An 11,315-nucleotide genomic window follows, 5' to 3' on the forward strand; every position below is an offset into this window, starting at 1 on the left:
GGATATTGCGGCAATGGCTGGCGAACGACATCGGATTATCACCATCGCAAATCAGAAGGGTGGCGTTGGCAAGACGACCACAGCAATCAATCTGGCAACAGCGCTTGCTGCTATTGGCGAGCGCGTCTTGATCGTCGATCTCGATCCGCAGGGCAATGCCAGCACAGGCCTCGGTATTGATCGTCGTGATCGCAAGCTGTCCTCCTACGATCTGATGGTCGGTGATCGTGGCATTACCGAAGTGACTCTCGAAACAGCGGTTCCCAATCTCTTTATCGTCCCGTCGACGATGGATCTTCTTGGCATCGAGATGGAAATCTCGCAGCAGAGCGATCGGGTGTTCAAATTGCGGAAAGCGCTGTCTTCGCCCGAAGCCATGGCGTTTTCTTATATTCTTCTGGATTGCCCGCCATCGTTCAACCTGCTGACGATGAATGCCATGGCGGCAGCTCATTCGGTCTTGGTGCCGCTGCAATGTGAATTCTTTGCGCTGGAGGGGTTGAGCCAGCTGCTCGAGACCGTCAGCCAGGTTCGGCGAACGGTTAACCCGCGCCTGGATATTCAGGGTATCGTCTTGACGATGTTCGATGCGCGTAACAATCTTGCCCAGCAGGTGGTCAATGACGTGCGTACGCATCTCGGGGACAAGGTTTACCATACGTTAATTCCGCGCAACGTCCGCGTTTCCGAGGCACCCTCCTATGGCAAGCCGGCTATTCTCTATGACTTGAAGTGCGCGGGCAGCCAGGCCTACTTGCAGTTGGCCTCCGAGGTCATCCAACGGGAGCGCCAAAGACTGGCCGCGTGATATCATTTTAGGGGTGTAGGTGAGTGTAGATCATGAATGACGATGTATCGAAGAGGCGATTGGGCCGTGGCCTTGCGGCGCTGATTGGTGAAATGGATCAGCCTGTCCCGGTGGAAGCCGAGCGGACTATCAGCGCCGACAGAATGATCCCGATCGAGTTCGTCAGCCGTAACCCCCGCAACCCCCGTCGGTTCTTCGATGACTCGGAGCTGCACGATCTCGCAAGCTCCATTCGTCAACACGGTATCGTTCAGCCGATTGTTGTGCGGACGATGTCGCGGGACCGATATGAAATCATCGCCGGCGAACGACGCTGGCGCGCAGCTCAGCTTGCCGGGCTGATCGAGATTCCCGTCATTATCCGTGATGTGGACGATAAGACGGCGCTGGAAATCGCCATTGTCGAAAACGTGCAGCGCGCGGATCTCAATGCCCTCGAAGAGGCCTTGGGTTATGAGCAGCTTATCGCGGAATACGGCTACACCCAGAACGACCTCGGCGAAATCATCGGAAAAAGCCGCAGCCACGTTGCCAATTCCTTGCGCTTGCTGAAGCTGCCTGATCCGGTTCGCGATCTGCTTGCCGCCGGCAGCCTATCGGCTGGGCACGCGCGTGCATTGGTTTCAACATCCGACCCGGCAAGTCTTGCCCGTACGATCGTTGCCAAGGGCATGTCGGTGCGTGATGCGGAAAAGCTGGCGCAAAACAATATCAAGGCCCAATCGGAGCCGCAGCAGGCGACATTGCGGCGAGATCAGAAGGATTCCGACACGCTGGCGCTGGAACGGACACTTTCCGATGCGCTCGGCCTTGATGTTGCGATCAATCACAAGGCAAGCGGCGGCCAGATCAAAATTTCGTATAAGTCATTGGAGCAGCTCGAGGAAATCTGCCGCTTGCTCGAGAGGCGCTAGAGCGCCGTGCGTCCTGGGGACGCACATAGGACGCTCTAACTTCAACCCTCGCAATGTGCTGTCCGATAATCAATCTCGATTTTCGGTCAACGCGCGTTGGTCAGGCGGATTTCCGGCTGGATTGAAGGGTGGTGGAAAGAAGCGTTTGCATCGCAACGCTGTCTTCCAGCACCTGCCGTCGTCTGCTTTGCAGAATAGCGGCCTGTAGCCGATTGGATTCACGGGCGATGCTTTCTGCGGTCCATTGGCGCAGCGCTTGTTCGACGATTGGCTTGCGGCGAAAATGCAAATGCCGCCCCATCGTTTGCATGATCTGAGGCGGCTGCAGCCGTTTTTCATCCATTTCGGCGCGCATCGAATCCAGAAGCTGGAATTGCTTCAGGCATGCCTGCAGAACCAGAAAGATCGCGGTTTTCGAACTGCTGATCTTTTGCATGGCATGCAGAAAGGCGTTGAGATCACCGCCGAGAATGGCGTCGACGGCATCGTCGACCGAAATGGCGCTGGCGTCGCCGATTATTTCGGTAACGTGATGTTCTTCGACCGTATCGAAGCCGCGGCAGTATAGAGCAAGCTTGCGCACCTCGTTTCGCGAAGCGATCCGATCGCCGCCGATCAACGCGATCAGCGCCTGGCGCGCGGCCGGCGTAATGCCGAGCTTCTCTGCGCTAAGTTCAGTATCGATCAAGGCATTCAAGGCGCGGCTGTCGTCGGCGTAGGAGGGGATCGTCATGACAGATCGTGCGGCTTCTGCGGTCTTGCGCAGCAGCGAGCCCTTCTTCAGGTCGCCGGCCTCGACGATCAGATAGGCGGCTTCGAGTGGCTTTTCTGCCAGCAACGCGAGGGAATCGACCAGGTATTTCTCGTTGGCGGCACCTCGGATCCAGATCAGTTTCTCACCGCCGAACAGCCCGATCGACTGGACCTCGTCGACCAACCGCCCGGGATCCTTCTGCAGGTCGCCGACATCGAGCTTCGTCAGCGAGAAGGGATCGTCAAGCGCGACACCGCTCTTGCCGGCGAGCAAGCCCGCTCGTTCGGAAACAAGGCCGCGATCCGGCCCGTAGATGACGAAAATCCGATAGTTCCGTGCCGATTTCTGCAGGAAGGTCTCGAATTCGTGGGATTTTATCTCGGCCACATCTCCGCCCTCAGCGGCTGAGAGCAGCGGCGATATCGGCCCCTACGAATTCCGCTACCTGATCTGCCGCACGGTTTTGGGCATCACGGATTGCGCGCTGCTTGGCGAATTCCTGGTCAGGGAAATCCACCAGCGCCGTGGTCGCGCGGCTGCCGGCCTTGATGACATGATTGTCGGTCGCGGCGCGTAGCGTGTAGGTGACGCTGACGGTCACACGACCGGCTCGCGAGGTATCGTCGGATTCCGTCAGCAACGTATCGGCAACGGTCGACGTGGCGTGCATTTCGACCAGATATTCCGGTTTCTCCGGCTCGCCGGCTCCACGTGACGCTAGGAAGATCAAGTGGTTACGAACCTGTTGTTCGATGCGGCTGCCTGCTGGGGAAAAGCCGACCGAGGAAAGCTTTTCAGTGACACCGGAACTCTCGGAGTAGAGCGGACGAACCTGGCAGGCGGAGAGAAAAGCCGCGGAGGCAAGGATCATGGCGATGCCGGCATTGCGGGCCAGCTTGCAAGCGATATCAGACGACAATGTTTACAATCCTTTGGGGAACCACGATGATCTTTTTCGGTGCCTGYCCGTTCAACGCGTTCTTCACCGCATCCAGATCCAGTACGGCGTCGGTAACGGCATTCTGATCTGCATCGCGAGAAATTGTCAATTCAGCGCGTTTCTTGCCATTGATCTGTACCGGCAGGACGACATCGTTTTCGATAACGAGTGTTTCGTCGTACTGCGGCCAGCTTGCCCGGGCAAGCAACCCTTCATTGCCGAGTGCGGCCCAGCATTCCTCAGCCAGATGCGGCGTCATTGGAGAGACGAGCTGAATCAGGATCTCTGCGGCATCGCGTACCGCTGAGCGATAGGTGGCATCACCCTCGCCTGCCGCAACCTTCGTCATCGGTGCGGCCAGCGCGTTGACGAGTTCATAAATTCGGGCAACGGCCTTGTTGAACCAGAGCTTGTCATAGTCGTTCTGGACAGCCTTCAGCGTTTTGTGGGCAGCCTGCGAGATTGACAACGCTTCCCCATCGGTTGCCGGCGCCGGTGCGACGGCGGAGAGCGCGTCCGCAGCTTCGGAAATCAGGCGCCACAAACGCTGGGTAAAGCGATGAGCGCCTTCGACGCCTGCTTCGGACCAGATGACATCGCGCTCCGGCGGGGAGTCGGACAGAACGAAGAAACGAGCGGTATCGGCGCCGTAGGAGGCAATGATATCGTCAGGATCGACGACGTTCTTCTTCGACTTAGACATTTTCTCGATCGAGCCGATCGCGACTTCCTCGCCCGACGTCAGCAGGAAAGCCCGGCGTTTGCCGTCGAGTTCGTCGATGCGGATATCGGCGGGTGCCACCCATTCGCGGCTGGCGCCGGCGCCGCGGCTATAGGTTTCGTGGACCACCATGCCTTGGGTGAAGAGACCCTTGAAAGGTTCGGTGGCGGCGACGTGACCGGTCTCGCGCATGGCGCGGGTGAAGAAGCGAGAATAGAGCAGGTGCAGGATCGCGTGCTCGATGCCGCCAATATACTGGTCGACCGGCAGCCAGCGGTTTGCCGCCTCCGGATCGGTCGGCTTTCCTTCCCAGGGCGCGGTGAAGCGGGTGAAATACCAGCTCGAATCGACGAAGGTGTCCATCGTATCCGTCTCGCGGCGGGCATCCTTGCCGCAGTTCGGGCAAGAGACATGACGCCAGGTCGGGTGACGGTCGAGCGGATTGCCGGGCTGGTCGAAAGCGACGTCGTCTGGCAGCTTGACCGGCAGGTCCGCCTTCGGCACTGCCACGACACCGCAATCATCGCAATGGATGACCGGGATCGGGCAGCCCCAATAACGCTGGCGGGAAATACCCCAGTCGCGCAGACGGAAGTTGACCTTACGCTCGCCCTGCGGTGCATTGCCGAGCGAAGCGGCCGACAGCCGATCGGCGACGACATTGAAGGCTTCCTCCGTGGTCTTGCCGTCGAGGAAGCGTGAATTGATCATCACGCCATCACCGTCATAGGCGGTGTCGCCGACGGAAAAGTTTGCCGCATCGCCATCCCTTGGCATGACGACGGCCACGACCGGCAGGTCATATTTGCGGGCAAAATCAAGGTCGCGCTGGTCGCCCGACGGGCAGCCGAAGATCGCGCCCGTGCCATAATCCATCAGGACGAAGTTGGCGATATAGACGGGCAGCTCCCAAGAGGGATCAAGCGGATGCCGGACGCGAATACCGGTATCCATGCCCTTCTTTTCGGCGGTCTCGAGCGCTGCGAGCGAGGTGCCAGCGCGACGGCACTCCTCGCAGAAGGCGTCGATATCAGGGTTCTTCGCGGCGGCATCCTTCGCCAGCGGATGATCGGCGGCGATCGCCAGGAAAGAGGCGCCGAAGAGCGTGTCTGGCCGGGTGGTATAGACCGTGACTTCGCTCTCGCCGGCGGGTGCCGTTTCCGGCACGATCTCCCAGCGGATCGTCAGGCCTTCCGAACGGCCGATCCAGTTCTTCTGCATCAGGCGGACTTTTTCCGGCCACTGGTCGAGCGTATCCAGCGCGTCCAGCAGATCCTCGCTGAAGTCGGTGATCTTGAAGAACCATTGCGTCAATTCGCGCTGTTCGACCAGCGCACCGGAACGCCAGCCGCGTCCATCGATTACCTGTTCGTTGGCGAGCACGGTATTATCGACAGGATCCCAGTTGACCTTGGACTGCTTGCGATAGACCAGGCCCTTCTCCAGGAAATCCACGAAGAGATGCTGCTGGTGCTGGTAATATTCGACGTCGCAGGTGGCGAATTCGCGGCTCCAGTCCAGCGAAAGCCCCATGGCTTTCAGCTGCGCCTTCATCGAGGCGATATTCTGGTAGGTCCAAGAGGCGGGGTGAACGCCACGCTCCATGGCGGCATTCTCCGCCGGCATGCCGAAGGCGTCCCAGCCCATCGGATGCAGCACGTTGTAGCCGCGGGCGCGCTTGTAGCGGGCGACGACATCGCCCATGGCGTAATTGCGGACATGGCCCATATGGATGCGCCCCGACGGATAGGGGAACATTTCGAGGACGTAATATTTTTCGCGCGGATCGGCGTTGTCGGTCTCGAAGACCTTGTCTTCATTCCATTTCTGCTGCCAGCGGGGCTCGGCATCGCGCGGATTATAACGTTCGGTGGCCATGGTATTCGTATTTCCGGAAAATCAGGGGAGTTGGCCGAGACCTTCACCATGAAACCACTACAGCGTCAAGTTTTGCAGGTGCTGCAAGCGTCCGATCTTGATCATGAGCAAGCGATTTCGCCAAGGCAGGACTTGGCAAGCACAGATTGGCTCGATAGAGCATGATGCCGAAAAGCGTGAGCGGTTTTCGGACGACATCATGCTCTATTTCTTTGATTTAGATCCGGATTCAGATTTTGGGCCGGTCTGGCCTAAAATTATCCGGATCTGGCATTGCCGATCCTTTTCATACTGATATGCCGAGGCAGATTGATGGAACTTCAAGAGCGCTTGAACGACGTGCGGTCGCGGATTGCCGCCGCGGAACGCGAAGCAGGTCGTTCGGCGGGTTCCGTTCAGCTCGTCGCGGTGTCGAAGACCTTCGAGGCGGACGCAATCCGACCGGCCATCGACGCCGGACAGCGGGTTTTCGGCGAGAACCGCGTGCAGGAAAGCCAGGGCAAGTGGCCGACGCTGAAGGCTGAGCGGCCCGATATCGAGCTGCATCTGATCGGACCGCTGCAATCGAACAAGGCGTCGGATGCCGTAGCGCTTTTCGACGTCATCGAGACGGTGGACCGGGAAAAGATCGCGCGCGCGCTTGCCGAGGAGATGAAACGGCAAGCCAAGACGCTGCGGCTCTACGTCCAGGTCAATACCGGGCTCGAACCGCAGAAGGCGGGCATTGCTCCTGACGACACGCCAGCCTTCGTCGCCTTCTGCCGCGACGAGCTCGGCCTTTCGATCGAAGGGTTGATGTGCATTCCGCCGGCCGAGGAAAACCCCGGGCCGCATTTCGCCCTGCTGGCAAAGCTCGCACTCAAATGCGGCGTCGAAAAGCTTTCCATGGGCATGTCGGGCGACTATGAGACGGCGATCGCCTTCGGCGCCACAAGCGTCCGCGTCGGATCGGCGATTTTCGGCGCGCGCTGAAACGCTGCTTTGGTCGGGCTTCCTGTTCCCCTTAATGCCGCCTAGATTAGGTTTGCATGTCCTGGGGAGGAGCAAATGCAGAACGGCTATCATCAGGCCTATGCGGCCTGGAAACGCGATCCCGAAGCCTTCTGGCGCGAAGCGGCCAGTGACATCGACTGGTTCAAGCCGCCAGAGCGGATTTTTTCACCCAATGAAGTCGTCTATGGCCGTTGGTTCTCAGACGCGGAAACCAATACATGCCATAATTGCCTGGACCGGCATGTGGCTGCCGGCCGCGGCGGCGAGACGGCGGTCATCTTCGACAGCGCAATGAACGGCGAGAAGCGCCGTTTCACCTATGATGAGGTGCTTCGGGAGGTGATGGCCATTGCAGCAGCGCTGGTCGAGCGCGGCATCGGCAAAGGCGATCGCGTCATCCTTTATATGCCGATGGTGCCGCAGGCGGTCTTTTCCATGCTCGCCTGCGCCCGCATCGGTGCGGTTCACTCCGTCGTTTTCGGCGGGTTTGCCGCCAGCGAACTTGCGGCGCGCATCGACGATTGCGGTGCGAAGCTGGTGATCACCGCGAGCTGCGGGCTCGAGCCTGGTCGCATCGTCGCCTACAAGCCCCTGGTCGATCAGGCGATCGAGATCGCGCATTCGAAGCCGGACGGCTGTCTGGTGCTGCAGCGGCCGGAGCTTCGGGCAGATCTCGCCAGCGGTCGCGATCAGGATTTCGAGGCGGCGGTGGCGCGGCATCGTGGCACCGAGATCGGCTGTGTCTCCGTCAAGGCGACCGATCCGCTCTACATCCTCTATACCTCGGGCACGACAGGCCAACCGAAGGGCGTCGTGCGCGACAATGGCGGCCATATGGTCGCGCTCAACTGGTCGATGCGGAATATCTACGGCTTGAAGCCGGGCGAGGTCTTCTGGACGGCTTCGGATATCGGCTGGGTCGTCGGACATTCCTATATCGTCTATGCACCGCTGCTATCAGGCGTAACCACACTGATCTTCGAGGGGAAGCCGGTCGGCACTCCGGATGCGGGCACATTCTGGCGCATTGTTTCAGAGTATCAGGTGCGGGTGCTCTTTACGGCCCCAACGGCATTCCGCGCCATCCGGCGGGAGGACGGTGACGGTGAACAGATGCGCCAATATCCCATGCCGGATCTACGGGCGCTGTTTCTGGCCGGCGAGAGGGCGGATCCCGAAACGTTGAAATGGGCGGAGCGCATGCTTGGCATACCCGTCATCGATCATTGGTGGCAGACGGAGACCGGCTGGCCGATCGCGGCAAATCCGCTCGGTCTCGGCGCCCTTCCCATCAAGCACGGTTCGCCGACACTGCCGATGCCCGGCTATGATATTGCGGTGCTCGACGATGCCGGTCACCCGATCGAAGCAGGAACACTCGGCAATATCGTCATCAAGCTGCCCTTGCCGCCCGGCTGTCTGCCGACCCTCTGGAACGCGGACGACCGTTTCCGATCGGCCTATCTCGATGAGTTTCCCGGTTACTACAAGACGGCCGACGCCGGCTATGTCGATGAAGACGGCTATCTCTTCATCATGTCGCGTACCGACGACATCATCAATTGCGCCGGTCATCGGCTGTCGACCGGGGCGATGGAGGAGGTCTGCGCGCGTCATCCCGATGTCGCCGAATGCGCTGTTATCGGCGTGATCGATGTGCTGAAGGGTCAGGCGCCCTGCGGTTTCCTGGTGCTGAAACGACATGTTTCCCGGGACGCGACGGCGATCGAATCAGAGGTCGTGGCGATGATTCGTGACTCGATCGGGCCTGTCGCCGCCTTCAAGACGGCCATCACCGTTAACCGGTTGCCGAAGACACGCTCCGGCAAAATTCTGCGCGGCACGATGCAGAAGATCGCTGATGGCATACCGTGGAAAATGCCTGCAACCATTGATGATCCAACGATTTTAGAGGAAATTGCCGAGGCGCTGCGTGGGCGCGGTTTGGGCTCCCTGCCGATGTGAAATTAAACTTTCGGTAAAGCTAATTGAGGAATTGTTAACCATGTTGTTGCAAGCATTTGTTAACGGCAATGGCTTGCATAGCAGGCTTTGCATGACGCGGTCGCCGTTACCGGCCTACTGCATAATTCCTTAAATCGGAATCGATTTAAGGGCAAAATTATGCAGCAGTAGAAGTGCTACAGCGTCCTTTGCGCGTCTGAAAGACGCGCGGCGCTGTAGTCCGGATTGCCTCTTTCTCAACGATTGTGGAACGGATCATGACAAGCATCCTTACCAACAACGCTGCCATGGCAGCGCTGCAGACTTTGCGCGGCGTAAACGATAGCCTCAAGGACACCCAGGGTCGCGTTTCATCGGGTTATCGTGTCGAAAAGGCGGCTGACAATGCCGCTTACTGGTCGATTGCTACGACCATGCGTTCTGACAACAAGGCGCTTTCGGCCGTCTCCGACGCGCTCGGTCTCGGCGCGGCCAAGGTCGATACCGCCTATTCGGCCATGGATAGCGCACTCGATGTCGTCAGTGACATCAAGGCCAAGATCGTCGCCGCCACGGAAAAGGGCGTCGACAAGACGAAGATCCAGCAAGAACTCGACCAGCTGCAGGAGCAACTGCTCAGCATCGCTCAATCGGCGTCCTTCTCCGGCGAGAACTGGGTTGCCGGCGCCTCCGGCACTAAGAGCGTTGTTTCGTCCTTCGTGCGCGACGGCAGCAATGCCGTCTCCGTCAAGATGACGGACTACGTGCTTGATTCGGGCTCGCTTGGAAACGTGCTTTTCGGCATGACGAGCACCGGTGCAATCGAGACGTCCAGCGGTATCATCGGCACGGCCTTCAACGGAACCTATGGCGGCACCGTCATCGTCATGGCGTCAATATATGATCTCGACATCACCGGTTTCACCCAGGGTCAGCTTGACGCAGCCCTGACCGGTGTCGAACTGGTTCTCGGCGCTATGACCGCCGCCGGCTCGGCATTGGGCTCGATCTCGACCCGGATCCAGCTGCAGGAAACATTCGTCAGCGGTCTGCACGATTCGATCGACTCCGGCGTCGGCCGTCTGGTCGATGCCGATATGGAAGAGGAATCGAGCAAGCTCTCGGCGTTGCAGACGCAGCAGCAGCTCGCCATCCAGTCGCTATCGATCGCCAACAGTTCGGCGCAGAACATTCTCACCCTGTTCCGCAGCTAAATCGAAACAGCCAATCCGCAACAAAAAACCCCGCCGGTCAGCTCATACCGGCGGGGTTTTTTGTGAGATCTATGATGTCTCAGTACTGATCGTCGTCCTCGTCCTTCGGCGCCGAGCGCAGCGAGCTCAGCTTGCGGAAGACGGCATCGGCGTCGATTTCCTTTTCCTTTTCCTCCTCGCGCTCGTAGCTCGGGGTCAGGCGCTCGGTTTCCTGAGCCGATTGCAGCGTTGCGCCAAGCTCGGCAGCGGTCGGCAGCGGACGGCCCTTGGAGGCCTTTTCCACTTCCATGTCGAGATCGATCTGGCTGCAGAGGCCGAGCGTTACCGGATCCATCGGCGCCAGGTTGGCGGAGTTCCAGTGGGTGCGCTCGCGGATTTGCTCGATGGTCGACTTCGTCGTGCCGACGAGGCGGGAAATCTGCGCGTCCTTCAGTTCCGGATGGTTGCGAACGAGCCAGAGAATGGCGTTCGGGCGGTCCTGGCGCTTGGAAACCGGCGTATAACGCGGACCGCGGCGCTTGGATTCCGGCACCCGCACCTTCGGTTCGGAAAGCTTCAGCTTGTGGTTCGGATTGGCCTCGGCGCGGGCAATCTCGTCGCGGGAAAGCTGTCCTGTCGAGATCGGGTCGAGGCCCTTGATGCCCTGCGCCGCTTCGCCGTCGGCGATTGCCTTGACTTCGAGCGGATGCAGTTTGCAGAACTGCGCGATCTGATCGAAAGACAGTGCCGTATTGTCGACGAGCCAGATGGCGGTCGCCTTCGGCATGAGCAGTGTTTGAGCCATGGATATAGTCCTTCTATCGTCCGCGCCGGTCGCGGTCCGTGGATTGTCACCACAATGTCCGGGAAATATGCCGCTATATAACCGCACTGTCGCATAATTGCAATTCTTCCGAAATGAAATGACCTTCGTCTAATTGCCGTGACGGTGCGAACTGCTATGAATTGCCGTGATTTCAGTCCGGGCCCTTCCTAGCTCACGCGGCCCGTCGCATGTCCCATGAGGAGGAGTTGCATGTCGGAGAAGATCTATCCGGTCACGAAGCCGGTGAAGGCGCGCGCCCTGATCGATAAGGAAAAGTACCTGAAATGGTACGAGGAAAGCGTCGAGAACCCGGACAAGTTCTGGGGCAAGCACGGCAAGCGGAT

General features: G+C 59.3%; 10 protein-coding genes. 6 read left to right on the top strand and 4 right to left on the bottom strand.

Features of this window, described 5'->3' with window-relative positions; genetic code table 11:
- Positions 1-13: 13 nt before the first annotated feature.
- Together AC1ECN_RS28410 and AC1ECN_RS28415 are read left to right on the top strand one after the other, a co-directional pair.
- Complete coding sequence (locus AC1ECN_RS28410) at positions 14-808, top strand: ParA family protein (protein ID WP_130662522.1); 795 nt, start codon at positions 14-16, stop codon at positions 806-808.
- Positions 809-840: 32 nt separating this feature from the next.
- A complete protein-coding gene (locus AC1ECN_RS28415; RefSeq protein WP_027689447.1) occupies positions 841-1,722 on the top strand; it encodes a ParB/RepB/Spo0J family partition protein in 882 nt (293 codons plus the stop codon).
- Positions 1,723-1,822: 100 nt separating this feature from the next.
- Here the strand turns inward: AC1ECN_RS28415 and holA are convergent, their stop codons facing one another.
- From holA to leuS, 3 genes are read right to left on the bottom strand one after another with little or no spacing between them, the layout of a single operon-like run.
- Positions 1,823-2,863, bottom strand: a complete 1,041-nt coding sequence (gene holA, locus AC1ECN_RS28420) for a DNA polymerase III subunit delta (protein WP_130662521.1) — start codon at positions 2,861-2,863, stop codon at positions 1,823-1,825.
- Positions 2,864-2,873: 10 nt separating this feature from the next.
- Positions 2,874-3,395, bottom strand: coding sequence for an LPS assembly lipoprotein LptE (lptE, locus tag AC1ECN_RS28425; RefSeq protein WP_024322907.1), 522 nt, complete (start codon positions 3,393-3,395; stop codon positions 2,874-2,876).
- Positions 3,385-6,015: a leucine--tRNA ligase gene (gene leuS / locus AC1ECN_RS28430; protein ID WP_130662520.1), complete on the bottom strand. Its 2,631-nt coding sequence runs from the start codon at positions 6,013-6,015 to the stop codon at positions 3,385-3,387. Before leuS ends, lptE begins: the two co-directional genes overlap by 11 nt.
- A gap of 103 nt (positions 6,016-6,118) precedes the next feature.
- Here leuS and AC1ECN_RS28435 point away from each other — a divergent pair, with 103 nt between their 5' ends.
- The 4 genes from AC1ECN_RS28435 (at position 6,119) to AC1ECN_RS28450 (ending at position 10,166) form a co-directional block, all read left to right on the top strand.
- Positions 6,119-6,310: a hypothetical protein gene (locus tag AC1ECN_RS28435; protein WP_085065902.1), complete on the top strand. Its 192-nt coding sequence runs from the start codon at positions 6,119-6,121 to the stop codon at positions 6,308-6,310.
- 17 nt (positions 6,311-6,327) lie between these two features.
- Positions 6,328-6,987, top strand: coding sequence for a YggS family pyridoxal phosphate-dependent enzyme (locus AC1ECN_RS28440; RefSeq protein ID WP_130662519.1), 660 nt, complete (start codon positions 6,328-6,330; stop codon positions 6,985-6,987).
- A gap of 75 nt (positions 6,988-7,062) precedes the next feature.
- Positions 7,063-8,973 carry a propionyl-CoA synthetase gene (locus AC1ECN_RS28445; protein WP_130662518.1) on the top strand — a complete coding sequence of 637 codons (1,911 nt, stop codon included), beginning with the start codon at positions 7,063-7,065 and terminating at the stop codon, positions 8,971-8,973.
- A gap of 257 nt (positions 8,974-9,230) precedes the next feature.
- Positions 9,231-10,166, top strand: a complete 936-nt coding sequence (locus AC1ECN_RS28450) for a flagellin N-terminal helical domain-containing protein (RefSeq protein ID WP_018068942.1) — start codon at positions 9,231-9,233, stop codon at positions 10,164-10,166.
- 79 nt (positions 10,167-10,245) lie between these two features.
- Here AC1ECN_RS28450 and AC1ECN_RS28455 read toward each other — a convergent pair whose 3' ends face one another.
- Positions 10,246-10,950, bottom strand: coding sequence for a DUF1013 domain-containing protein (locus tag AC1ECN_RS28455; protein WP_007632151.1), 705 nt, complete (start codon positions 10,948-10,950; stop codon positions 10,246-10,248).
- Between the last annotated feature and the right edge of the window lie 365 nt (positions 10,951-11,315).

The organism is Rhizobium sp. 01N447_2 (assembly GCF_056399245.1).

What these genes read in the sequence shown, in the direction of transcription:
- AC1ECN_RS28410 (WP_130662522.1), top strand. Translation starts at nt 14, where the DNA reads ATGGCTGGCGAACGACATCGGATTATCACCATCGCAAATCAGAAGGGT.
- AC1ECN_RS28415 (WP_027689447.1), top strand. Translation starts at nt 841, where the DNA reads ATGAATGACGATGTATCGAAGAGGCGATTGGGCCGTGGCCTTGCGGCG.
- AC1ECN_RS28435 (WP_085065902.1), top strand. Translation starts at nt 6,119, where the DNA reads ATGAGCAAGCGATTTCGCCAAGGCAGGACTTGGCAAGCACAGATTGGC.
- AC1ECN_RS28440 (WP_130662519.1), top strand. Translation starts at nt 6,328, where the DNA reads ATGGAACTTCAAGAGCGCTTGAACGACGTGCGGTCGCGGATTGCCGCC.
- AC1ECN_RS28445 (WP_130662518.1), top strand. Translation starts at nt 7,063, where the DNA reads ATGCAGAACGGCTATCATCAGGCCTATGCGGCCTGGAAACGCGATCCC.
- AC1ECN_RS28450 (WP_018068942.1), top strand. Translation starts at nt 9,231, where the DNA reads ATGACAAGCATCCTTACCAACAACGCTGCCATGGCAGCGCTGCAGACT.
- AC1ECN_RS28455 (WP_007632151.1), bottom strand. Translation starts at nt 10,950, where the DNA reads ATGGCTCAAACACTGCTCATGCCGAAGGCGACCGCCATCTGGCTCGTC.